The sequence below is a fragment of the Paenibacillus sp. USHLN196 genome (assembly GCF_037144955.1).
Lineage (GTDB): Bacteria > Bacillota > Bacilli > Paenibacillales > Paenibacillaceae > Paenibacillus > Paenibacillus xylanexedens_C.
This window is the reverse complement of sequence record NZ_JBBCYH010000014.1, coordinates 108,633-133,716: the sequence shown is the minus strand read 5'-3', so window position 1 is coordinate 133,716 and position 25,084 is coordinate 108,633. Positions and strand designations below refer to the sequence as shown.

21 protein-coding genes are annotated in these 25,084 nt (G+C 44.3%); 9 read left to right on the top strand and 12 right to left on the bottom strand.

The genetic code is table 11. The annotated features are described in order from the left end of the window. Nucleotides 1–70: 70 nt before the first annotated feature. The 6 genes from WFI24_RS27360 to WFI24_RS27335 all read right to left on the bottom strand — a co-directional run bounded on the left by WFI24_RS27360 (nucleotide 71) and on the right by WFI24_RS27335 (nucleotide 8,522). Nucleotides 71–1,975: a beta-glucoside-specific PTS transporter subunit IIABC gene (locus WFI24_RS27360; protein WP_221824500.1), complete on the bottom strand. Its 1,905-nt coding sequence runs from the start codon at nucleotides 1,973–1,975 to the stop codon at nucleotides 71–73. Between the two features lie 128 nt (nucleotides 1,976–2,103). Continuing rightward, nucleotides 2,104–2,955 (bottom strand): BglG family transcription antiterminator LicT, encoded by an 852-nt coding sequence (gene licT / locus WFI24_RS27355; protein ID WP_145323608.1) that lies wholly within the window; start codon nucleotides 2,953–2,955, stop codon nucleotides 2,104–2,106. 233 nt (nucleotides 2,956–3,188) lie between these two features. Further along, complete coding sequence (locus WFI24_RS27350) at nucleotides 3,189–4,613, bottom strand: glycoside hydrolase family 1 protein (RefSeq protein WP_442956271.1); 1,425 nt, start codon at nucleotides 4,611–4,613, stop codon at nucleotides 3,189–3,191. Nucleotides 4,614–4,663: 50 nt separating this feature from the next. After that, on the bottom strand, nucleotides 4,664–6,346 hold the full coding sequence (locus WFI24_RS27345; RefSeq protein ID WP_336765106.1) for an S-layer homology domain-containing protein: 1,683 nt from the start codon (nucleotides 6,344–6,346) through the stop codon (nucleotides 4,664–4,666). Between the two features lie 135 nt (nucleotides 6,347–6,481). Next, nucleotides 6,482–7,939, bottom strand: coding sequence for a glycoside hydrolase family 1 protein (locus WFI24_RS27340; protein WP_169481317.1), 1,458 nt, complete (start codon nucleotides 7,937–7,939; stop codon nucleotides 6,482–6,484). A 289-nt stretch (nucleotides 7,940–8,228) separates the two neighbouring features. Next, nucleotides 8,229–8,522, bottom strand: a complete 294-nt coding sequence (locus WFI24_RS27335) for an MbcA/ParS/Xre antitoxin family protein (RefSeq protein WP_336765105.1) — start codon at nucleotides 8,520–8,522, stop codon at nucleotides 8,229–8,231. Nucleotides 8,523–8,669: 147 nt separating this feature from the next. Here WFI24_RS27335 and WFI24_RS27330 point away from each other — a divergent pair, with 147 nt between their 5' ends. The 3 genes from WFI24_RS27330 (at nucleotide 8,670) to WFI24_RS27320 (ending at nucleotide 11,414) form a co-directional block, all read left to right on the top strand. After that, a complete protein-coding gene (locus tag WFI24_RS27330; protein WP_336765104.1) occupies nucleotides 8,670–9,734 on the top strand; it encodes a suppressor of fused domain protein in 1,065 nt (354 codons plus the stop codon). Between the two features lie 26 nt (nucleotides 9,735–9,760). Further along, the gene (locus WFI24_RS27325; RefSeq protein WP_336765103.1) at nucleotides 9,761–10,522 is read left to right on the top strand and encodes a LuxR C-terminal-related transcriptional regulator; all 762 of its coding nucleotides are present in this window, start codon (nucleotides 9,761–9,763) and stop codon (nucleotides 10,520–10,522) included. 112 nt (nucleotides 10,523–10,634) lie between these two features. After that, complete coding sequence (locus WFI24_RS27320) at nucleotides 10,635–11,414, top strand: hypothetical protein (RefSeq protein WP_336765102.1); 780 nt, start codon at nucleotides 10,635–10,637, stop codon at nucleotides 11,412–11,414. Between the two features lie 107 nt (nucleotides 11,415–11,521). Here the strand turns inward: WFI24_RS27320 and WFI24_RS27315 are convergent, their stop codons facing one another. Beyond that, nucleotides 11,522–13,273, bottom strand: a complete 1,752-nt coding sequence (locus WFI24_RS27315; RefSeq protein WP_336765101.1) for an ABC transporter ATP-binding protein — start codon at nucleotides 13,271–13,273, stop codon at nucleotides 11,522–11,524. A 150-nt stretch (nucleotides 13,274–13,423) separates the two neighbouring features. Here WFI24_RS27315 and WFI24_RS27310 point away from each other — a divergent pair, with 150 nt between their 5' ends. The 3 genes from WFI24_RS27310 (at nucleotide 13,424) to WFI24_RS27300 (ending at nucleotide 18,309) form a co-directional block, all read left to right on the top strand. After that, nucleotides 13,424–14,866 (top strand): ABC transporter permease subunit, encoded by a 1,443-nt coding sequence (locus WFI24_RS27310; RefSeq protein ID WP_336765100.1) that lies wholly within the window; start codon nucleotides 13,424–13,426, stop codon nucleotides 14,864–14,866. A 36-nt stretch (nucleotides 14,867–14,902) separates the two neighbouring features. After that, entirely contained in the window at nucleotides 14,903–16,414 is a 1,512-nt protein-coding gene (locus tag WFI24_RS27305) for an ABC transporter permease (protein ID WP_336765099.1), read from the top strand. Nucleotides 16,415–16,488: 74 nt separating this feature from the next. Then, nucleotides 16,489–18,309: an ABC transporter substrate-binding protein gene (locus WFI24_RS27300; protein ID WP_336765098.1), complete on the top strand. Its 1,821-nt coding sequence runs from the start codon at nucleotides 16,489–16,491 to the stop codon at nucleotides 18,307–18,309. Between the two features lie 60 nt (nucleotides 18,310–18,369). Here the strand turns inward: WFI24_RS27300 and WFI24_RS27295 are convergent, their stop codons facing one another. The 3 genes from WFI24_RS27295 to WFI24_RS27285 form a co-directional block, all read right to left on the bottom strand. After that, nucleotides 18,370–19,014 (bottom strand): sugar O-acetyltransferase, encoded by a 645-nt coding sequence (locus WFI24_RS27295; protein WP_260632981.1) that lies wholly within the window; start codon nucleotides 19,012–19,014, stop codon nucleotides 18,370–18,372. 63 nt (nucleotides 19,015–19,077) lie between these two features. Beyond that, nucleotides 19,078–20,085 carry an ROK family protein gene (locus tag WFI24_RS27290; RefSeq protein WP_221824518.1) on the bottom strand — a complete coding sequence of 336 codons (1,008 nt, stop codon included), beginning with the start codon at nucleotides 20,083–20,085 and terminating at the stop codon, nucleotides 19,078–19,080. 532 nt (nucleotides 20,086–20,617) lie between these two features. Then, a complete protein-coding gene (locus WFI24_RS27285) occupies nucleotides 20,618–21,073 on the bottom strand; it encodes a hypothetical protein (protein WP_336765097.1) in 456 nt (151 codons plus the stop codon). 205 nt (nucleotides 21,074–21,278) lie between these two features. On the opposite strand from WFI24_RS27285, the gene WFI24_RS27280 reads away from it, so the two are divergent. Continuing rightward, nucleotides 21,279–21,479 (top strand): hypothetical protein, encoded by a 201-nt coding sequence (locus tag WFI24_RS27280; RefSeq protein WP_145323637.1) that lies wholly within the window; start codon nucleotides 21,279–21,281, stop codon nucleotides 21,477–21,479. 116 nt (nucleotides 21,480–21,595) lie between these two features. Here the strand turns inward: WFI24_RS27280 and WFI24_RS27275 are convergent, their stop codons facing one another. Then, nucleotides 21,596–22,333, bottom strand: a complete 738-nt coding sequence (locus WFI24_RS27275) for a cyclase family protein (RefSeq protein WP_336765096.1) — start codon at nucleotides 22,331–22,333, stop codon at nucleotides 21,596–21,598. Between the two features lie 145 nt (nucleotides 22,334–22,478). Between WFI24_RS27275 and WFI24_RS27270 the strand changes: the two genes are divergently transcribed. Both WFI24_RS27270 and WFI24_RS27265 read left to right on the top strand, forming a co-directional pair. Continuing rightward, nucleotides 22,479–23,441, top strand: coding sequence for a helix-turn-helix transcriptional regulator (locus WFI24_RS27270; RefSeq protein ID WP_336765095.1), 963 nt, complete (start codon nucleotides 22,479–22,481; stop codon nucleotides 23,439–23,441). Between the two features lie 87 nt (nucleotides 23,442–23,528). Next, nucleotides 23,529–24,164: a type 1 glutamine amidotransferase family protein gene (locus WFI24_RS27265; protein WP_336765138.1), complete on the top strand. Its 636-nt coding sequence runs from the start codon at nucleotides 23,529–23,531 to the stop codon at nucleotides 24,162–24,164. On the opposite strand, the gene WFI24_RS27260 is transcribed toward WFI24_RS27265, so the two are convergent. Continuing rightward, complete coding sequence (locus tag WFI24_RS27260; RefSeq protein ID WP_336765094.1) at nucleotides 24,148–25,074, bottom strand: NADP-dependent oxidoreductase; 927 nt, start codon at nucleotides 25,072–25,074, stop codon at nucleotides 24,148–24,150. The two genes, WFI24_RS27265 and WFI24_RS27260, sit on opposite strands and share 17 nt — an antisense overlap. Nucleotides 25,075–25,084: the final 10 nt, after the last annotated feature.

Genomic DNA, 25,084 nt, shown 5'->3' with positions numbered 1-25,084 from the left:
AGCTATAAGCAAAAAAACAGCAGCTTTACCGGATTACACTCCGGTGAAGCTGCTGTTTCATTTTTTATGGTTAAGCTTTAGCTGTAAACAACAAGTCTTTTTCTTTGATCGTAGTGCGACCAGCAGATTCAATGGACTCATACTGATGCATATTTGTAATAATAACAGGTGTAATCGTCGTGTAACCGGCTTTTTCGATCTCTTCCCGGTCAAACTCCATCAATACATCACCTACGGTAACCTTCGCACCTGCTTGAACTTTAGGAGAGAAGAATTGACCTTTCAGCTTCACGGTATCAATCCCGATATGAATCAACATCTCTGCGCCTGTATCACTTACCAGACCAATGGCATGTCCACTCTTCGATAACGAGAATACTGTACCGTTGATCGGAGATACAACACGTCCCTCAGATGGTTGAATCGCGAATCCTTTACCCATAATCTCTTCAGAGAATGCAGGGTCTGGAACTTCGCTCAGCGGTTTAACTTCACCTGTGATCGGGCTGAATACTTGCTCATCTTGTGCTTTTGCTTCTTCAGTTACAACAGAAGTCGTTACTGCTGATTTTGCAGGCTCAGCTGCTGGTGCTGCTGGCTCAGTTGCATTTTCTTCTTGGAAGCCCAGGATATACGTAATGATTGCTGCAGCTACGATGGCAATCAAACCACCAACCAGAGCATAAATCAAAGTGCTAATTGCTGGACTGACAAATGCCGCAATACTCGGCAGACCTGCAAGTCCTGTAATAACATAAGATTTAACATTGAAGATTCCCATAAATGCACCAGCAATAGCACCCCCGCTGAGAGCTGCGATAAATGGTTTTTTGAACTTCATGTTGATACCATACATCGCTGGTTCCGTGATCCCCATAATAGCCGTAAGACCTGTGGAATAGGCAAGGGATTTGGTTTTGCTATTTCTCGATCTGAGTCCCACCCCAAATGCTGCGCCACCTTGTGCAAGGTTAGCTGCAAACATCAGTGGAATAATAAAGTCGTAACCCAGTGTTGTCATTGAACCTACAACGATTGGCAACAACGCATAGTGCATACCCGTAATGATCAGCAGTGACATCGTACCACCAATCAGGATACTTGCGAAGATGGACATGTTATCGAACAACCATGAAATACCACCAGACAAACCATTACCAAGAACAGTACCGAGTGGTCCTACAGTCATCAACGTCAGAGGAACCATAATTAAAAGGGTAACTGTTGGAACAATGAGTAACTTAAGTGAAGCATGTATAACACGATCAACGGCTTTCTCTACATATGAAGCAATCCAAACTGCCAGAACAATCGGAATAACTGTAGAAGAATACGTTGCCGCTATGACTGTAATCCCCATAAAGGATGAGTTGTGACCATCTGCCAGTAATGCTGTAATGGTCGGGTGCATAATGCCCGCAGCAAGCGCCGCAGCAATATACATATTACTACCCAGCTTACGTGCAGCACTTATCGCCAGAATGATTGGCAGGAAGTAGAATGCACCGTCGCCGATTGCTGACAAAATGATGTAGGTTGAGCTGGTATCGGACAACCATCCAAGTGCGACCAGGATCGCCACGATCCCTTTGATCATACCTGCACCCGTAATCGCAGGCAGGATTGGTGTAAACATACCTGAGATGAAATCGAACAGCGCACTTATTGGATTTCTCTTTTTCTTTTCCCCAGTTGAAGCACTTGATGTTGCATTATCTGCGTTTGGAGATTTGGACATGTTGCCAACAAGTGCGTTATACACGATAGGTACATCGTTACCAATGATGACCTGGAACTGTCCACCGTTCTCCATAACACCCATAACGCCTGGTGTATTTTTTAGCGTCGCTTTGTCCGCTTTTTTGTTGTCATTGAGGTTGAATCTGAGTCTTGTCATACAGTGTGTGACTTGATCGATATTCTCTTCGCCACCAACAAGCTTCAGTATATCCTTGGACAATTGTTGTGTATCCATTGTGTTTTGCTCCTTTTATGTGTAATGAAGGTTAAAAAAAAACCTAAACACTGAATAATGACAAAGCAGAAAAGCTTATCATTATTCAACGTTTAGGTTTTGCCTTTTTAGCAGTAACAATCCTAACTTTATTCAATTGTTTGTTCATTTCTGACAACTCGTTCAATATGAATGGTCAGATACAGTATTTCTTCCTTGGACAACACCCGATTATAGATCTTACGCGTATAGTCACTGATCCTTACTGCACATGCATGTGCTTCCGGATACTGCTTGCTCACCAAGTCATGAAGTGGATTATCTTCTTCTTTATCTTCAATCGCCATTCCTTGCAACACACGTTGGGCAAAGAACTTCAGATGAGTTAAAAATCGATAATAACTCAATGAATCTTCATCAAGTTCGATCACAAAGCTACGTCTTACAATGTTAAGTATGTCCTTAACGATGTTCGTAATACTGATCGTTTCCCTCATCTCACCGTTCATCTGGGCATTAACCAGATGCATTGCAATGAATGCGCATTCGTCTTCGGGTAACAGGACACCTAACGTTTCCTCAATAATCTGTAGCGCCTTGAGTCCAATGGCATATTCCTTCCGGTACATGCGCTTGATCTCCCAGAACAATGCGTTACGGATCTGCAATCCTTGACGATGTCGATCAATGGCAAAATGAATATGATCCGTCAGTGAAATGTAGATGCTTTCATGCAGCTTCTCACCTAACACCGTCTCGGCATAACGGATAATCTCATCCGAGCACTCGACATATTCAACCGGGATATCAGACAGAAGTGTTTTGAGTTTCTGTGATACTTCCTTACTTTCAAGCGAGAATATTTTTTCGACGAGACTCTCGTCAATCGATTCACCAGTATGCTTTTTGAAGGCAATTCCACGTCCCATAACGACCAGTTCGTTTCCTCCCGGATCAATTACGGTAACTACGTTGTTGTTCAGCACCTTCTCAATTTTCATTTCTTCACATCACCTTGCACCGTCAAAGTAGTAAAAGGCAAAACCAAAGCAGGTCACGAGATATGCCCTGCTTCTGGTTTTGCCTGATTGAACAGTAACAATCCAGTATTCATTAGCCTTAGGCCCATCTTACCATATAATTATCCATATGACAATGTTTTTGTGAAAGCGGTTAATGTGCATTAATGTGACATAAGAAGGTGCGTGTACAACCATGCTTTAAGAACTAATATTTACTCGTTGTTGTTCTTAAGACTTGCGCCATTCGTACCAATAACTTCTTTGTACCAGTGGAAAGATTTTTTCTTGTAACGATCCAGTGTTCCTGAACCGTCATTGTTGCGGTCTACATAGATGAAACCATAACGTTTCTTCATCTCTGCTGTTGAAGCACTTACCAGGTCAATACAGCCCCATGACGTGTAACCCATCACTTCTACGCCATCCTCAAGAGCTTCGCCCACCTGTACCAGATGGTCATTCAAGTATTGAATACGGTAATCATCGTTCACCGTTTTATTGCCATTTTCGTCCGTGATCAGCTCATCAACTGCTCCCAGACCATTTTCGACAATAAACAATGGTTTTTGATAACGGTCCCAGTATTTGTTCAGCGTTACGCGTAGTCCTTGCGGATCAATCTGCCAGCCCCACTCGCTCGCTTTGAGATAAGGGTTTTGCACACCTGCGAACAGGTTTCCTTTTCCTTCAACCCGTTTCTCCTGATCACCTGTCTCACAGATACTTACATAATAACTGAACGAGATAAAGTCTACAGTATGCTTCAGAATTTCAGCATCGCCATCTTCAAACTTGATATTGATATTATTCGCTTTGAAATAACGATTAATGTATTTCGGATAGTAACCACGTGCATGGATATCAGCAAAGATATCATTGCGCTGTTCCGCATGCATCGCTGCAACCACATCATCCGGGTTCGGAGTTAACGGATACGTAGGCATGCTCAGTACCATACAGCCGATTTTCGCTTCAGGCATAATTTCATGACCCAGTTTCACAGCCAAGGCACTGGCTACCAGTTCATGATGGATCGCTTGGTACAGATCCTGTTTGGACAGTTCTGCTTTTGGCGTGTAGATCCCACCACTCATGAATGGTTCCTCCAGGATGGAGTTGATTTCATTAAACGTCAGCCAGTATTTAACTTTGCCTTTGAAACGGTTGAACAGCACTGTTACATAACGCTCGTAGAAATCGATCATTTTACGGTTTACCCAGCCATCATACGTTTTGGACAAATGCAGCGGTGTCTCATAGTGAGAGATCGTTACGAGTGGTTCAATCCCGTATTTGTGGCACTCATCGAACAGGTCATCGTAGAATTGCAGACCTTTCTCATTTGGCTCCATTTCATCACCTTTAGGGAAGATACGGGACCAAGCGATGGATGTACGGAACACTTTGAAGCCCATTTCAGCAAACAGTTTAACATCCTCTTTGTAGCGATTGTAGAAATCGATCCCGATCAGTTTCAGGTTATCCTCTGTAGGACCTTCCGTTCTAGGCGTTGTAATCCCGTGAGGCATGACATCTTGAACAGAAAGACCTTTGCCATCTGTATTATAAGCTCCTTCAAGTTGGTTGGCTGCTACAGCGCCGCCCCATAGAAAGTCTTTCGGAAATGGTGTAGTCATATCAATCATTCCTCTCATTATTTATCACTATAATAGTTTGGTTATAAAACTTAGTTGGTTGGCAATTGTTCCAATCGTTGTAGAATCAGCTCCAGCTGAGCACCTGTAACCGACTTCGATGACTCAAATTGATCTTTGGACATACCGGACATAATACCGGCTTTGGCACTATTCTGAACGGCTTCATAAGCCCAATGCTTATCATTCAAATCCTTGAACAATACTACAGTTGACTCGCCTGCAGCATTCCAACCGCGACTCGTCAAAATATGGTCTACGATCACTGCCATCTGTGCACGTGTTACTTCCTCTCCCGAGGCAAACATCTGATTGCTGACACCTTTCATCAATCCTGCCTTGGTCACTGTCGCAATGGCCTGACGAGCCCATTCAGGAGCAGAATCTGTGTACGGGTAAGCAGATTCGGATACTTCAGGAAGATTTAACTTGTTGGCAAGCACGAGGGCGATCTGCGCTCTTGTCACAGGCTCCGTTGGTTTTGTTCCATGCTCTATGTTACCTCCATCCTGTTCCCCTGAAGTCCCTTTGCTTAGTTGGAACAGGTCGGCAAGTACTTCTTTGTTGTCAAAAGCCGGTACCCATGACCAATGCTTCATGCCACCGTACAGTCTTTGGCTATCCATGTATGCATCGTCATACAGCATCATATTGACATGCTTGGCTCCAAGCTCAGTCAAAGCCTGATAAGCCAAAGAGCTTGTCCGGCTGTCAGTGGTTGGATCATTTTGGGCATGCATAATCCATACTGGGACATCCACAATATCTTTCAGTTCTTTTTTGAATGCTTCTACAGATCCGGTGTAATCCGCTACCGTATCCTTGGCCGCTACAATAATCGCTCCAGCAAACAGATCGGGATATTGTGTCAAGAAACGGAAGGCACCACCACCGCCACTGGAAACACCAGACAGATAGATTCGATTCGGATCAACTTCACCTTCAGCAACCAGCTTCTGAATCAACTCATACTGCGCCACGAAGTACGCCTGCATCTGGGCCAGTTGCTGCGGGTTATCATAGATTTTGAAGCTGTAATTCTCAGGATACTGTACGGCCAGTACGGAAGTATCATACCCTGATTCCGTCCAGACTACAGCTCCACGATTTGCAGTAAGATGGCTGCGCCCGTCCGTACCAACTTCGCCACCACCATGGAGCCATACCATGAGCGGCTTTGGTTCTTCGGACGTGCTTCGTTTCAGTTGATAGGACAAGTTCGCACCATTACTGCCTGTAAATTGTCCGTTTTCAAACTCATCGACCGTACGAGTTTTGACTACATTTACATTTTTATCGTCAAAAGAAAGTTCAGGATACGCCTTGCTTGTGACTGCAAATGCCGACTTAAATCCACCTGGATATTTAAAAGGCTTTACCGCCATATGGATGGTATGATCCGTAATTGTCAATTTTATTCCGTCATCTTCATACTCATTCTGTATGATCTCTTCCGCTTCATTTAAGGGATAGCCATCATAATTTCCAGTAATTTCGAAGTCTGAAGCTTTCAGATTCTGATATTTCTCCGGATTCGCTACAGTAATGTCAAAGGACTCTACCATCTCTCCAGGATCACCAACATAGGTATTGGCCTGGATTCGAGTAACCTGGGTGCTTTCCGCACCAACGGTGGCTGGCCAGATCACACTCAGACTTAGTGTCAGGGCAAGCATCCATCCCATACTTTTTGTGTTCATACTCCATCTTTTCAAAAGATATCCCTCCATATGTAATGTTTGCAGCACATAAAAAAACGGACAAACGCTAATCAGCAGGCCCTCAGGAACATTAAATTCCATTAAACACTAACTGTTATATCAGGTTTGCCCGCTCAGAAAACGTGAGAACTACAGTTGCTCACCATTACTGGAGATTACGTTTTTGTACCAGTCGAATGAATCCTTTTTGGAACGTTTGAGTGTTCCGTTACCTTCGTCATCCAGATCCACGTAGATAAAACCATAACGTTTGGACATTTCGGAAGTGGACATACTCACAAGGTCAATTGGGCCCCATGCTGTGAATCCAATCAGATCCACACCGTCTTTGATGGCTTCTTTCATTTGTTCAATGTGTTTTTTCAGGTAATCCACTCGATAGGAGTCATGGATCGAACCGTCTTCTTCAACACGGTCATATGCACCCAGACCATTTTCTACGATGAACAATGGTTTCTGATAACGATCCCAGAAGTTGTTCAGGGTTACGCGCAGACCGATCGGATCGATCTCCCAGCCCCAGTCGGATGCTTCCAGATAAGGGTTTTTCACGCCGCCAGTCAGGTTACCCGATGTTTCTTCCTTGTCTGCAGATGCAGATTTGGTTACGGACATGTAGTAGCTGAAGGAGATGAAATCAACGGTATTGTTCAGCAAGATCTCATCATCGCCTGCTTCTTTTTGAATCACGATGTCGTTTTCTTCAAAATAACGAGCCATGTAGTTCGGATATTTACCACGAGCATGCATGTCTGTGAAGAAGAGGTTAATCTGATTCTCGTGTTGAGCCAGACGAACATCTACTGGATTACATGTTGCTGCATAAGTTTCCATACGAGCAAGCATACAACCTACTTGGGAACCAGGCATAATCTCGTGAGCAAGCTTTGTTACCAATGCACTTGCTACAAATTGGTGATGCAGCGCTTGATAAGTGGTTTGCAGTTTGTTGTCCACTTTATCGATCAGAATGCCGCCGCCAGTGTACGGGCTGAACAGCATGACGTTAATTTCATTAAACGTCAGCCAGTATTTCACTTTATTTTTATAACGGTTGAACACCGTTTCTGCATATCGAACATAGTGCTGGATCACTTCACGGCCTGCCCAACCGTTATATTTTTGCGTCAAGCCAAGCGGTGTCTCATAATGAGACAATGTAACGAGCGGCTCGATGCCATATTTCAACAATTCGTCGAATACTTCATCATAAAATTTCAAGCCTGCTTCATTCGGCTCTTGATCATAACCGTTCGGGAAAATACGTGCCCAGTGAATGGACAAACGGAATACTTTAAAGCCCATTTCAGCAAACAATGCAATATCTTCTCTAAAGTGATGGTAGAAATCGATACCAAAACGTTTCGGGAAACGTTCTTCGATTTTGCCGGAGAGGATCTCTTCGATTCGGGAAGAGGAGATTTCCATGGCATGTCCGCCTGTACGCTTCTCTTTGGGAACATGAGCGATCATGTCCGCTGTGGAGAGGCCTTTGCCGTCCTTATCGAATGCACCCTCCAATTGATTGGCAGCTGTAGCGCCGCCCCATAGGAAGTTTTCGGGGAATCCTTTTTTTGCCGTGGTCATGAACAACAACCTCTTTTCGAAATTTATTTTGGTTTTTCCAGGTAAAAAACTGCAATTTAGAGCAGAAAACAAGAAAAACCTAAACTCAAGGTAAAATAGCACCAAAAAAAGGAGCTTTCATTTCACCATCAGTTTAGGTTTTGCCTGTCTTCACAGTTACAATCCATCAAAAGATGTTATTGCATATTCTGTTGTGTTTGCTCTTGTAATGTAAGCGTAACATATCTATTTTGCAAAATCAACTTCACTGGATCATATGATCGTTCACACACTCTCACCATCGAAAAAATTAACGCGGCATACGCATAATCGCCGCCCTTAATGCCTGCGCTCCTTCCTCCGTTTCCAGGTAAACAGCGGGACTTTGGTCCCCTAAAGCCGGGATATCTTTCGCCATCCATTCAAAAGCGTACTCCCCCGTTTCACACAAAAGCACCCGACCTATATCTGCCGGAATCCCTTGTAATCGCGCACGTTCTACCCATGCAGGGTCCAACTTTTGTCCAAGTTCTTCGAACAATTCGGAAAATGAGTCCCAGCTTGCCTGATTAAACTCCTTTAAATAGATACCTTTCATACTCATGTAATTTCACTCCCTGGATTGCAATTAATAACTCCGAAGTCCTATCTGACACAATTCATCCTTAAGCCGCTTGAATCCGTTTCTGTAACAGGTAGACTTAATTTTAAATGTTTTTCGGGGGAAAGAACAGTCAAGGAGGATTCAATAATGACTCAGGAAGAAAACACATCCGGTTGGGATGCGATTGATCAATCCATGCGTGAATTGTATGGGGAACAGGAACCAAAACACTACGGCACTGCCCTTCCGTATATGCTCGGTGGGCCTGATCCACTTGATGGTATCAGCGTCTATGCGGTGAACACACCTATGCCTCACTGGCATTTTGTCACATATGGTTTCTCTGAATTATATGAAAAAGAGATGCAGGATGCATCCAAGAGCGGATATGGATTCGAGCTCACCTTTCGTCTTACACGCAGTGAAGCAGAGACTGATCCGCCAGCCTGGGCGCTGAATCTGCTACAGAATGTAGGACGTTACGTGTTCAACAGCGGAAATATCTTTCAGCCAGGAGATTACATGGACGCCAATGGCCCCATCTGTCTGGAATCCGATACTTTGCTGACTGCTCTCTCGTTTATTGAAGATCCGGATCTACCCGCAATCTCTACGCCTAATGGTTCAGTGCAATTTATTCAGATGGTTGGCATTACAGGTCGGGAACTGGAAATGATTCAAAGCTGGAATGCTCGTGGATTCCTGTCTGCCTCCTCCATGTTCATGCCCAAATATGTGACGGATCTGATGAGAAATTCGTACGCAGATATTCCTTCGGTTATACAAGCGGTTGAGGATGGAATGGAACAGGACGGGTCCAGTACAGCATTTTTATTCATACAACAACTGGCTTGGGAGTCTCCTCGCAAAAGATTGCTGCAAAAATCGGTCCCGGCCAAACTCCAGCTTGGAGCCAAACAAGCCGTATTAGTTGGCACCATCCTTCGTAGCCGAATTTCGAAAGGTGCCTCCCTATCCTTGATCGGACCGGATACTAATATTCTGTTCGAAGCAGGAGAACAACCAGCCGTATTGGAATCGGACAGACAAGTTACCCTGACGGTGAACAAACAAATTGTTGAGGAGCTGGCAGAGAACCTTCTTCCGGTTGAAGGGACAATTGAAGTAACTTCGTTAGATCATCTTCTCGTTCAGATTGTTAGAACAGAGATTAAGGACCAGGAAGGACATGTCATTCAAACGATTGGATGAGAACTGTACAGCAAGGAGGAAATAACATGCCTGCCATTACATTTGCCACACGACACGAAGAGTCCCCGACTTGCTCGCATGCAGCAGGAACGGCTCCGTTCGACTATTTACCAAAATCCAGTCTGGACAGGCTTCGCAAAATCAATCACTTTCTGATTCATGCATTCCAGAACAGTATCTCGGATATCAAAGAAAATTTAACGGGCACCTATCTTTTTCTACTCACAGATACGGACGGTGTGTTACTCTCCATGGATTACAGTTCAGATCTTGAAGCTGTGGTGAAACATTCCCCTATATGTCCGGGTATGATCTTCACCGCAAAGAGCTGTGGAGTCAACGCCATATCAGAAACGATGGATAACAATAAACCTGCACTGTTGCTGCCGGAACAGCATGAAAGTCCTTATTTTCAAAGCTGGCATTGTTATGCCGCACCTCTGTTCATGGGATCACAACATTTTGGTTATCTGGATGTGTCCACCATTAATGCAGATATGCAAGGTGAACTAATCGCCATTGCCAAGCTAATTCCAGCTTACATGCAGAACTGTTACCAGAGTCAACAGACTGCTGAACTGTGCGACAAACCGACGGTGGAGTTCACCGAACGTCAGTTAACCATTCTGGAGATGATAGCCGGTGGCCTCACGGTAAAAGCCATTGCTTTGAAATTAAAGATCAAGGAGTGCACCGTGAATCATCACAAAAAAGTGATTTTTAACAAATTAGGTGTGCAATCCAGCACAGAAGCTGTTTCAATTGCCAGCCGAATGTCTTATGTATAGAAGACCCCTATAGATTCCTATAGGTAGTATATGAGAACGTTTGTGCTACAATTTAGGAAGCAGGCAACATGTAGAGAGAGAAACACACACACACACATTTCAGGAGGGTAATATGACAATTCCAAAAAAAGCTTCTTTATTCGCCATGCTCATTATGATTATGCTGGTTGCCGCCGCTTGCGGTGACAAAGCAGATAACACAGCCGCAACAGAAGAGCCTACCCCGACAGAAACAACGACTGGTACTGACTCTGATACAGCGAATACAGAAGAAACAGAGAAAACAGAACCAGCAAGCGAAGAGTCCAAGGAAACTGATAATTCCCAAGACGTTGAGCTGGGGACGACGGAAAAAGGTTCTTACAACAATGAATATTTCGGCGTATCTCTGAAATTCCCGGAAGCATGGGAGTTCCAGGATGCTGCAGGCATGAATGAGCTGACAAGTGCTTCATCCGAAGCGATTGCTGGTGATGATGAAACGAAGAAAAAACAAATTGAACTGTCTCAGACCAAAACATTGAATCTGCTTATGGCTTCAAAGTACCCATTGGACGGAGGTCAAGTTGGCCCTTCCGCTATGGCCATTGCTGAGAAAGTAAGCTTGTTGCAAGGCATTCGTACAGGTAAAGACTACCTGGAAGCAACCAAAAAATTCATGGTGGATAGCCAGTTCCCTTACGATTATAAGGAAATGACAACGGAAACCATCGGTGGTAAAGAGATGGATCTGATGCAAATCACGATGGATGCAGGTGACGGTTCAACCATTACTCAAGATTACTATAGTACAATCATTGAAGGTTATGCTTTCAACTTCATCTTCACTTACATGGATGATAAGACCAAAGCCGAAATTGATACCATCAAAAAATCGGTTCAATTCAAATAATCGCTTTCGATTACTGCCATTATACGAAACACATATAACACAACCCCGATAACGATCTATGGAGATCATTGTCGGGGTTCTTTTTTTACTAAAAAAGATTTCTTGCACTAACTAGATATGGCTACCCAGTGCCCTTCCGTGACTTCTACCCACTTGGAATGTTCCAGATTATAACGGTCCTCTACTTCAACATTTTCTCTAGTTGTTTCTTTGACAACATGTCTCTTTTTCTTCGCTTCTACCGCTGGGTCAGGCACAGGAATAGCAGACAGTAACGCCTTGGTATAGGCATGTTGCGGGTTGGAATAGAGTTCTTCACTCTCAGCCAGCTCCACAATTTTCCCGTTATACATCACCGCCACTCGATCACTGATATGTTTAACCATGGACAAGTCATGCGCGATGAAGAGATACGTCAATCCGAGTCGCTGCTGCAACTCTTCAAGCAGCTGTACGATCTGAGCCTGTATCGATACATCCAGTGCAGACAACGGCTCATCACATACGATGAATTCAGGTTCCACAGCCAGAGCTCGTGCAATACCGATCCGCTGTCTCTGTCCACCCGAGAATTCATGTGGATAACGCTGCGCATGGGTGGGATCGAGACCTACCATCTCCAGTAACTCCTCCACCCGCTTCTCCCGCTGAGCTGCAGTACCTGCAAGTTGATGAATATCAAGCGCTTCTCCAATGATATCCATAATCCTCATTTTGGGATTCAGAGAAGCATAGGGGTCTTGGAAGATGATCTGCATATGTCTACGCATCGTTTTCATCTCCGAAGCCGACAAGCGATTGAGCGGGACTCCTTTAAACAGTACATCTCCACCCGTTGGCTCATGCAACCGCAGAATCGCACGCCCCGTGGTTGATTTTCCGCTGCCAGATTCCCCTACAACGCCAAGTGTCTCTCCTTGACGAATATGGAAACTGATATCATTCACAGCCTTTAAGGTGTTGCCTTTCCCCAGATTAAAATGTTGTCTGAGCGATTTCACCTCAAGCAACGGCTGATCATCCTCGAGATCTCTCGGGACCAACGATACCGGTTTTGGCTTTTTCTTCTGATCCAGACGTGGTAATGCATTCAGAAGTCTGATCGTATACGGGTGTTTGGGATTAGCAAAGATCTCTGTCGTTGTCCCGGTTTCCACAATCTGTCCTTCCTTCATAACAACAACCCGATCACATATGCCTGCCACTACGCCCAGATCATGTGTGATCAGAATAATCGATGTACCCAGTTGGTCCTGCATATCTTTCATCAAATTCAGAATCTGGGCCTGAATGGTAACGTCCAGTGCGGTTGTCGGCTCATCGGCAATGAGCAATTCAGGACGACAAGCAAGTGCAATACCAATCATGACCCGCTGACGCATGCCTCCGGAGAATTCGTGTGGATATTGGTTGTAGCGTATTTCACTACGAGTTATCCCCACCCGCTCCATCATGGCAATTGCCTGTTTCTTGGCTTCCCTTTTGGACACCTTCTGATGTTTGATCAGACTCTCGGAGATCTGTTTACCCACTTTAATGGTCGGATTAAGAGAACTCATCGGGTCCTGAAAGATCATGCCAATATCACGCCCGCGGATGCTCTCCATCTCTTTCTGCGTTTTATTGGCCAGGTCGACCCCTTTAAATAGAATCTCTCCCTTTTTCATCTGCGAAGGCGGGGAAGCAAGCAGCCTCATAATGGAACGTGCGGTCACACTCTTTCCACTGCCCGATTCGCCTACAATGCCCAGCGTCTCGCCTTTTCGTACTTCAAAACTCACTTCTCGCACTGCCTGAAACTCACTCTCTCCAGAATGAAAAGAGACCGATAGATCGTTAACTTTCAATAAAGGTTCCATATCATCACCAGCTCTCATCCGTTTTTCACATTCACTCATCTCATATGTATACCATTTAAATCCTTGACAATTGTTTAGACCCTAAATAATATATACTATATCAATCGGAATAATGCAATTTAAACCTGAATGAGAGGAGGCACGCTTGGTTTGAATCTTGCAGAAGGCAGCAGACTCTCGCGGTTGGTGCACAATTTAAGTTTTATTTATGGCAAAATGCTACTTCATCCTTCCTACCGATATGTTCTGTTCATTCTTGGATTACCGATCAATCTGGTCGTGTTTCTAATATGGCGTTCGAATCGAAAAAATGACGGCTGGGTAGCTGCCAGACAGACAGCTGAGCAAGAACTGCTCGCTTCTTCTTACCGGAACAAGCTGAAGTTGGAAGTGGAAGATCAGCTGCGGCGCAAACATCGTTTCTTCCAGCAGCAGGTCAGTGAGGAAGAATTCAGACGTCAGACCGAGGAATGGTTGGAAGAAACGGTTCAGAATGAGTTGAAGGAGCGGATTTCTCGCATACTTCAGGAACAGGGAAGTCAACGTCTTACGATGGCCGATACATTCCACACCCTTATCGACAAACCGTGGTTTTTCGCGATATCCATTATTCCCGGCTGTCTGATGTATGGCATCCTCTTTTTGTATGGAAATCCTTATCTAAAGTACATATTTGAAAGAATACTGATGACGGTATTTGTCATTCTGGGCGTAGCCACACTCGTATTTACGATTTTGTATCTGTCTCCGTTCAACCCGGCAGCTAACATTCTCGGAGAGACAGCAACGCAGGAACAGATTGCAGCATTCAATCAGGTGTATGGCTTGGATCAGCCTTATCTTACACAGCTTTGGAACAATATTAAGGGAGTTGCTCTCTTCGATCTTGGCAAATCTTTTGCGGGAAATGAAGATGTCACAGCAACGATTGCAAGGAAGTTTCCAATTACCTTGACCCTCGCGGTCATCTCCCTGCTGTTAGCCCTTGTCATTGCATTACCTATCGGTATCATCTCAGCGATTAAGCCTAATTCATGGTTCGATTATACGTTTATGTTTATCGCTCTGATTGGATTATCGATCCCGAATTTCTGGCAAGGACTCATCTTCATTCTGAACTTTTCGATCAAATTGCAGTGGCTTCCCGCTACCTTCAACCCGCAAAATTGGCTGTCGATCATTATGCCAACCATTGTGTTAGGCACGGGACTCACGGCTGCGGTGGCACGGATGACTCGATCTTCCACACTGGAAGTCATTCATGAGGACTATGTGATGACCGCCCGCGCCAAGGGGTTAAGCGAACGTCAGGTCATGCTGAAACACGCTGTACGTAATGCATTGATTCCAATCGTTACTGTGGTTGGACTTCAATTCGGAGCCATGCTCGGCGGGGCAGCAGTGACGGAGAAAGTGTTTAATATCAGCGGTCTCGGCAGCTATATTGTGGATAAACAATTCATCCCCGATATTCCGAGTATCATGGGCGGAGTAATCTACACAGCAATTACGATCTCCATTATCAATGTAGCGGTTGATCTGCTCTACGCTTTTATTGATCCAAGAGTGCGCTCCAAGATGAAACAATATTAACGTGTGTGTTGAACTACCTCTTAAAGCAGGTGTATTATGACAAATTCATCCTTAACACAAGAAATGCGTTTCCGGCTTAAGTCTTCTCGAGAATACAGTCAGGCAAGCTTTGCCTGGATCACGTCCCTTCTCTTGACTGCATTATTGCTGTTCAATAGTTATGACTGGAGCGGGCAGACGTTCAAACCATATCTGCTAACGATACTTGGGATCTATGTATTCTTCACACTGGTCCAAAGTGTCATCACCCTTCGAATTCGAAAAGACTTGATCCGTACAGGTACGATCTCTACTCTGACACGCAGGATTGCCTGGGTTCAACTGCTTGCCATCATTTCAGGCAATATATTTATCGTAACGGCAGCCTTTCATCTGATTCGAAAAGCCAGGAATGTGGAGTATACCTTTGCGGTGTATATGCTGTTGACCCAGTTGTTCGTCATCGGTGTGTCCGCGTTAAATGTTTTCAAACCCTATGTGGCTGACAACTTTCTGCCAGCCATGGCGGTGCTCCTATTTATTTTCGTCATTGACCTGGTCGTACTGATTATCGTATCCCAATATAACGCGACCTCTATCCTCTCTCGCTGGATGATTGGTGTCAGTGTAGTACTGATTCTGACCTCAATCACAGGTAATGTATTTGCCCTATTGCTCGGCATTTCCATTATTGGACGTATTCGCAGACAGGGGAAACAAAAATCAAACTTCTGGAATGATCTGTGGGAGCGGCTTGCTCCGAATATGACTGCCATGTCCGGTTTGTTTTTTATCATTTTTCTGTTCTCGATATCGATCTGCAGCTTCTTTACCTTTGACTACAGCATGGCTGTGGAAAATAACTACTCGGCGCTGCTCCAACCGCCTTCCCTTGCGTATCCCTTGGGAACGGACGACTTCGGACGATGTTTATTTTCCCGGATTGTATTCGGTGCCCGGATCTCCTTGATCGTAGGTTGCATGTCGACCATCATTCCTGTGTTGATCGGTGGAGTCCTCGGAGCATTCTCCGGTTTCTACGGAAGACATACGGATAACATCATCATGCGGCTGCTCGATATTCTCTATGCGATTCCGGGAATTCTGCTCGCCATTGCCATTATTGCAGCGTTTGGAGCCAATACGGTCAATCTCATTCTGGCGCTGAGTCTGGGTTCCATTCCAACTTACGCTCGTACCATGAGAGCCAGTGTGCTCTATGTATCTACTTTTGAATTTGTGGAAGCTGCACGTGCACTGGGGTACAACAATCGTACGATTATTTTCAAACACATTATTCCCAACTCCCTTGCGCCCATGATTATCAAGTCCACACTTACAATTGGTGGAGCTGTTATCGCTACCAGCAGTTTGAGTTATCTGGGACTCGGCGTGGAGCCGCATATTCCGGAATGGGGTAACATTCTGAAGCTTGGTAGTACATACCTGGAAACCCACTCTTATCTGGCGATTTATCCAGGCTTGGCTATTATTCTGCTGGTTCTTTCGTTTAACTTTCTCGGTGACGGTCTGCGTGATGCGCTTGATCCCAAGCTGGAAAAGGCCTAATTGATTGGTTGAAATGAATGATATAGAAAAAAAGAAAACACACATCACACAATCAAGATATGGAGGGTAATCCCATGAAAAAACGTACACTGATCTCATTGTTATTAATTCTCGTCATTGTGATTTCTGGCTGCAGTGTAAAAACGAAAACCGAATCCCAGGCGGAGACCGCACCAGCGGACACAACAGAAACTGCACAAAAACCGGCTGACATTGAACTGCTCGCCATGAGTTCTTCCGAAAATGATGTAAACATTGTCCGCGACCAGCTGACCAAAAACGGCTTCAATGTGAAACTGAACCTGCAGCCGGATTACGGCAGCTTCAAATCCCAACAGGATGCAGGGAATTATGACATTGCCTTGTCCAGCTGGACAACGGTAACGGGAAATCCCGATTATGCGGTGCGTTCCCTTTTCAAAACAGGTGGAGATTACAGTATCCTTGCCGATGGGGAACTTGATAAGCTCATCGATCAGGCAGCTACTCAAACTCCAGATGAGTACAAAGACACGTACAAACAATTGGAAGATCGCTTGGTAACGGATCAGGCATATATCGCTCCTTTGTACATTTCCCTGAAAAGTCAGGCTGTGAACAAAGACATTCTGAATGTAGACACCGTTCGTCTCTCCAAATCCCGCGCCATGGCTTGGGAACCGATTGAATTCAAGGACAGCTCCAAAAATGCCAAAGATCCGTTGATTCTGACGCAAAGTGCATCCGTACTGACTTCCCTTGATCCAATCAAAGGAAACGACGGCTCCATCAACCAGTTGAACACCAATATGTACGTACGTCTCGTTAACTTGACGGATGACGATCAGCTGACAGCAGATGGATCACTGTCCCATAACTTTAGTATTGCTGAAGGTAATTCGGACTACTACTTCATTCTCAGAGACGATATCAACTTTGCGAAGATTGATAACAAAAAAGCTGTAGATACAGGAGAACGTGTCGGTGCAGATGATGTGATCTTCTCCCTGGATCGTGCTAAAAATAAAGATTCCGTTCCGGATCACCGGACGTACAGTCTGCATGAACACATCAAAGAAGCTGAGGTTGTAACGGATCTGAGTGCATTACAATCCATCAAACAATCCAGCGGTAACGGCACAATCCTCGAAGCATTGGAACAAGGATTGGGCAGCAAAATTACAGAACTCGTGACTGACAAAACCAAAGCAGATAATAGCGCAGGTAAATATCAGGTCGTTAAACTGACCACAACTGAACCTTTCCCGCAAGTTCTGAACTACCTGGCTCACCAATCTGCGGGTATCGTGTCCAAAAAACAGGTGGAGAGCATCAACACATATGATGTAGCTTCCTTTGACGTCAACAAAGATATTCCTTACGGTGATCAGAACACGGTGACTGAAGGCGCAGCATACAATAACACCCTTTATACTAGCGGACCTTATATTTTGTCTTATAAAAATGACTATGAAGGTGTGTTCTTAAAAAATCCGGCCTACCGTAAAGGCACGGAAGATGAGCCAAAAATTGCTCAGGTTAACGTCCGATTCATCGCGGATGCAGACAGCGCACTCTCTGCTCTTCGCAGCAGTGAAATTCACTTATACTACGGTGTACCTGAAACCAAGTATGACATCATCGAAAATGACAGCAAACTGAAACTGCAGAGTCTTCCAAGTAACGCTGTCTCCTATCTGTTGTTTAATACGGCCAATCGTGAAGTTGCCAAGAGCAGTGACCTGAGAAAAGCCGTGCTGTACTCCATTAATCAGGATGAGATTTTGAGTTTCTACAAGAACAACAAACTTAAAGCATACTCCACAGTAAGCCCGCTCGTTCAGACCGGGAATGAATTGAAAGCTGATCCTACAAAAGTAAAAGAATTCTTAAGCAATTATAACGCTTCCAAGTAAACGTATAACAAAAAAGGTTGTCACCAAGATCATCTATAAGATCTTGATGGCAGCCTTTTGTCATTCTTCCAGCACACGGCAATCTGCCAGAACATCGGGATAGTTTCGCATGCTGTCTTCATCAGTAATTTTGCGAATAACTTTGCACGGTACGCCTGCTGCAAAAGAATGCGGTGGAATATCACGAGTCACCACGCTACCTGCTCCGATCACACAGCCGTCTCCAATCGTTACGCCCCCGCATACTGTAACGTTTGCCGAGATCCATACATCGTTACCAATCGTGACCGGTTTGGCATAACATAGTGACTTCACATCACCGTTCTGGTCCACCATCCGTCTCCGCTCGCTGGCAATCATGGGGTGAATGGGAGTAACAATCGTGACATTGGGTCCAAAACTGGTATAGTCCCCGATCGTCACTTGTGCGTCGTCTTGTATCGTCAGATTGTAATTACCGAAGAAGTGATCGCCTATTCGGGTATGCACACCATAATGAAAAAAGATGGGGCCTTGCATGAATCCACCTTCCCCGATCTGCCCCAGTAACTGTTGCAATATCTGATTTCTTTCCTCAGTCTGTTCTTCAAAGGTCTGACTGTAACGCTGACTGAGATTATGGGCTCGCCTTTTGATGATCTTTAATTCGGGATCACTTGGACTAAACAACACGCCCTTCATGATTCTCTCTTCTTCACGCATCATGAATCCTCCTCTACGCTTGTTCCTGCAATTTGTAGAATTAAATCCACCAACATGACCTATGGGTCATAAGGCGTTTGATAGAATTCCTGACTTCAAGGCTTGAAGAACCATTTCTCGTAACCCAGCATCGAAATCATGTTGAAACGAGTCCTGATGTACAATCTCGGGCAACGACGGCATGGGATGATCCTTCCCGTACTGTTTCCATGCCAAGTCCAGCTCTTCTCTCTCCACCCGTTCCTGATAAATGACAATCTGGTGCGGGGCAACGACGGCATTAATCGTTTGCAGGATGTGACATACGTTCAGTACAAAATCATCTTTGCTCATGTCACGGTGCCAATCAGGTGAATAAGGAAGATATTTGATCTCACCAAACATCCCGTTTTTCCCACGGATCATCTGTCCATTCAACATCATGCCCATACCCGGCGGATATCGGTTCGGAAAATAAATTCCGGCTACATTCTGTTCCTTCATATCAGCATGCTGAGTACAGTATCCGCTAATCGCTGCATTAACATCATTTTCCACGAGAACTTTCAGTTGGAACTCGCTCTCGATCTCCCTGATCAGATGTGAATGGATAAGTTCTTCATGACTGCTCACTGTGATGTCTCCATCCACGGCTTGCCCCGGAATACCGATGCCGATCATATCAATGGACGGATACTCCGCAATGAAACGCGCGATAAGTTGCAGCACATGCTGTTTATCGAAAGCAGGCAAGAGACTCTCTTCCTTCAACACAACCTTATTCTCCAGATTCATGACCGTTGCCGAAATTAACTCCTGACCTTTCATCTCTTTGATGTAAAGAACAAGAGCAAGCTTGAAGTTATAATTATATCGATATGCCTGAGCAGGACGACCACCGTTAGACGGAACCACTTTATCCTGGAACAACTCTCCGCCATCACATAATTCCTGAATCAGCGCATTAATGGTAACTACACTAAGATTGGTTAGTAAAGCTAATTGTGGTTTGGTCGCCGTCTCAATCTGCTGCATGACTTCACGCACATTATTCAAATTGATGTATTTCATCATTGTAGCGTTGGCTTTTTTCATAACCCTCTCGTTTCTACTCTGGTTCAATTGAACCAAAGCAATGGTATGCATGTCATTTCACACCATATCATAACATAATACCTTACTCCAACACATGAGTTCCATCGTGCTGGCAAAGGATCGAAATCGGCAGAGTTGCATTGTTCACTCAAACAAATCATCCATTGACTTCACAGGCTTCACTTCCATCGGCTGCTTTGACAAGGCCATATTGGCATAGGTACCTGCCCATATTATAACTGCCATAATAATGTATACCATCCCTACTTACCTCCCTGTTTCATGCGGATTATGATTTTGTGATACTTACCACATGTGACTATTCCTCTAGTTAATAAATATACTTTATAAAGTGTATTACGTAAGTAATAGTTCTTTGTCAATATGATTTATCCGATTCCCTCTCATCCCAAGAAACAAGTGGAAAACATCACTACAACAACACGTATCATCTCGATGCTCATAATAAATAACTGCCGAAAGAATCATTTAACGATTCTTTCGGCAGCCGTTTGTTCAATATACAAGCAGTTTATTTTGAATAGATTTGTTGTACCCCGGGCAATAAGGTCACAACTTGAATACCCACTCCCCATGCAAAATAGACCAAGTGAATGATAGAAACATCCTGAATCCAGTACACCTGCGCCATAATCCAGATGATGAGAGCAAACCCTGTATACAATGAAAAAGTCCAAGCCCAATAGCGGTCAGGATAGAGATTCATTCTCTCACCCATCCCCCAATGAACGTAGCGGATGAGCGAAATACCAATCACTAGAGGCATCACGCCAAGAACCAGCAATAGGATGATTCCCGGAAACAAAAAACTGGTAAAAGGTGAATGCTCTAATACAGAATCGGGCAGATTCACCATACTTCCCGTTGGGTCCATGATTAAAATGCTTCCTCCAACGAGCGCCCCCATTCCCAGAAATCCATGCATCACTATAAGTAACCACGACCTGCCTATACTCCGTTTCATCATGAATTGCTCCTTCCGTTCTCTCGTTCTTTATACATTCATGGAGGATTATACTCAAACCCTCTCGTATCATTCTCACACACAGCACGTTATGTTCCTGTGCTTCTTTTCACTACATAGGCTTCGAAAATTATTCAACATGGTAAAACTTGATAAAAGAACGTACGTTCGGTATAATGGAATTATCCTGAACAAGCGAGAGGCAGATATGGACGACAAATTTATTAAGGAATTACGCGAGATTAGTCGGGATGACAGACGAAGATCGGAATTTATGATTCAAGGATTGAAGGAAACACTGCAAGAACGTAAAGGAGAGGGCTTGCTGAAGCGCTGGATACGACGTAAGAAAACAGAGAAGAAAATCTCTCAAAGATTTAATCAAGATCCCTACTCGGATCAAAAGTAACAACATAAAAAGGAGGCGGAATACGCCTCCCTTGCTATTTACATACGTGAATTATTTAGACTTCGTTAGTATCTGATTTATGTGATTATCTATTTTAGCTTTTGATCTATCACGTTTTACGGCAAAATGGCAAAAGACCGGACTGGAAAACCAGAAGCTTTCTCCGCTTTGGGTACAATATTGAAAATAACAGCACCCTTGGCTGGCACCTGATCCAGGTTTGTTAACAGCTCAACTTGATATGTATCCTGGGCAAGTACATAATATTCTGCCAGAAGTGCTCCATTCTTCTGGTAATCCACCGCTGAATCCGTGTCAAAGGTTTCATGCCCAATGGCTTGTACCTTTCTTTCCTCAAATAAAAACATTAGCGCACTAACCGACCATCCGGGTGCATGACTGTTGCCCTCATCATCCTTGTTATCAAATGCTTCATGGTTCGGCCAACGTTTGCTCCAATCCGTACGCAAGGCTACAAAGCTACCAGCTTCAATCACACCATGTTCTCTTTCGAATTCATGAATGTGCTCCACACCCAGTGTGAAATCCGGGTTATTCGCCACTTCAGCGGACTGGTCAATGACTACAAGCGGCAATACGAGCTCTTTCAAGCCCAACTCATCGAGGTACCGGGTATCACGTACAAAGTGGATCGGTGCATCGAGATGTGTCCCGTATTGACCGGGGAACTTAAAGCTCTGGGCAAAGAAACCTTGATCATGATCAAACAATGTATCGAATTTTGCTGCATCAAAAGCTGAAAAATGTGGAGAATCCGGTCCAAAAGTATGGGTTAGATCCACCCACTTCTTTTCTTTTAACAATTGAATGGCTTCAATAAGTTCGTTGGACATCCTTTTATCACCTCATGCACAGAATGGAATAAATTTCCCCTATTATATCTTATTGCACCAGAATTGAGGAGCAGGTATTGTTGCTTCTTCCAACCCAGACCCAAATTTCGGAATGAATGTTATAGTAATCTCTGAGGTGAAACTAATGTCTAGACTGGATAACATGATGGCAATCCTATGGATGCTGAATTCAGGCAGAAAAATTACGGCAAAACAAATATCTGAAAAATTAGAAATGAACATACGAACCGTTTACCGTTATATTGATTCACTTTGTGCTAGTGGTGTACCGATTATATCCGACACGGGTCATCATGGAGGGTATACTCTGTTGAATCATTTTATTAAGAGTCCTCTTCTTTTTGATGTCGAGGAGAAAACAACATTACTTCATGCCGCTGTTTTCGCAAAAGAAGCTGGATATTTTTTAGGGGAGGCGTTAGATAGCGCAACTTCAAAGCTTATGATGCACTCAAATCAAGAACAGGAAAGCATGATTAAGCAACATTTCGAAGGGATTGAAGTCATAGGCCCACATGAAAAACCAACTATAGTGCCCATATTGAGAAAATTGGAGCAAAGCGTGTTAAACAAAGTGTCTGTAGAAGTGGATTACCACACAAGTCATGAAGAGCAACCCAAACGTAGAATTGTCGACCCCTACGGAATGATCTACTGGAATACTAACTGGTATGTTATAGCCTTTTGTCATTTGCGGAATGAAATTCGCAGTTTTAGGGTGGAGCGAATCATCCGTATTCACCAGACAGAAATAACGTTCAACCCTCCACCGCATTTTTCGGCAAGTGAATTTTTTACTCGTAACCTGCTTCCAGAAGCAGACAATTCGGAATCATTTATTTCTATGGTTCTGGCAGGTAAAACAAGTACGCTCGATAGCCTATGCCAGCATTGGTTTTTGGGAAATCATCTCCAAGAACGGACTTCTAAGGAAGCTATTTTTTTAATAGATCAAGAACATATGCATAAATACGTCCCAAGCTTGCTTTTGCCCTATGGCAGATCTGTTCAAGTCCTAAAACCCCTCAGTTTGAAGCACAAACTGGTTGAAGTTCTATACGACCTCATTGACTATTATCAAGTTTAAAACTTTACTGACCGTAGTTGTCAGTGAAGTTTTTTTATAATACGAGAGTAATCCATTCAATCAGGAATAACAGAAGGAGAGTGTATGATGCAAACGAAGAACGTATATCTATATGTATTCGATACGATGGCAGACTGGGAGGTAGGATATCTAACTGCTGAACTGAACTCAGGAAGATATTTCAGGAAAGAGATCGAGCCTTTACAGGTCGTAACGGTAGGCGTAGATAAACATCCGGTAACTACCATGGGAGGATTGAACATCCTTCCTCAGATTTCTATTGATGAGTGTGAATTGAACAGTAATGATGTCATCATTCTTCCAGGAGGAAACACCTGGCTGGACACCATCCATGATCCTCTATTGAAAAAAGTTGCTGCCTCTGTAGAAAAAGGTACGGTTATTGCGGCCATTTGTGGTGCCACTGTTGCACTTGCAAAAATAGGGATGCTGGATTCCAGACAGCATACAAGCAATGATTTAGAATACCTGAAGATGATATGCCCAGATTATACTGGAGAAAAACATTATGTAACGGAGCCTGCAGTAACCGACGGAAATGTAGTTACTGCATCAGGAATAGCTCCGTTAGAATTTGCGATGCACGTGTTGAAGTTGTTGGGTGTCTTTGCACCAGAAACCTTACATGCCTGGTTCAATCTGTATCAGACTCATGAGTCAAACTACTTCTACGAGTTAATGAACTCTATTCAACCCGAATAACCAGTTTGCCACGGGCATGATGGGTTTCACTTTTCTCGTGTGCTTCACGCACTCCCTGTTCACTTAGCGGATATGTTCCATCAATAACCGATTTGAGCTTGCCTTCCGCGGCCAGTTCAGCCAATTGATCCAGTTGATCCCCTTTGGGCTCCATCATGAATACGTTGGCCGTTACTCCGGCCTCCTTGGCAAGCTTCTCATCCGGTTGCTCCACCAGGGATACCAGATGGCCACCAGACTTCAACACCTTGAAGCTGTCGCGCTGAATATCCCCGCCCATCGTGTCCAGTACAACATCATAACCGGAGAGAACCTCCGAGAAATCTTCTTTTTTATAATTGATAAAATGATCCACCCCCAACGAGCGAAGCAATGCTTCGTTGGATTCACTCGCTGTGGAAGCCACTTCAGCGCCGAGGGACTTGGCAATCTGAATCGCATATGTTCCCACACCACCGGCACCCGCATGAATGAGTACCTTCTGCCCTTTGGCTAATCGTCCATGAACTACAAGCGCTTGCCAGGCTGTCATCGCAGCCAGGGGAATAGCCGCTGCTTCCTCGAAGCTCAGGTTCTCCGGTATACGTGCAATAATGTCCCCATCGACAGCAACATATTCAGCATAGGTTCCGAATTGACGCGGGCGTGCAAATACCCGATCTCCCTCTCTGAATCGCATAACATTCGAGCCTGCTTCAGTTACAGTACCAGCCACATCACCGCCCAGAATTAACGGGAAGTTCTCTGCCGCCTCTTTCATATGACCTTGTCTGATTTTGAAGTCCACCGGATTCACCGACGTGGCATGCGTTCGGATTAGCACCTGATTCACTCCACATGCTGGCTTAGCTACTTCCTTTTCCTTCAATTGTTCCGCTCCACCAAACTCCTCAATCACGATTGCTTTCATTAGAGATCCC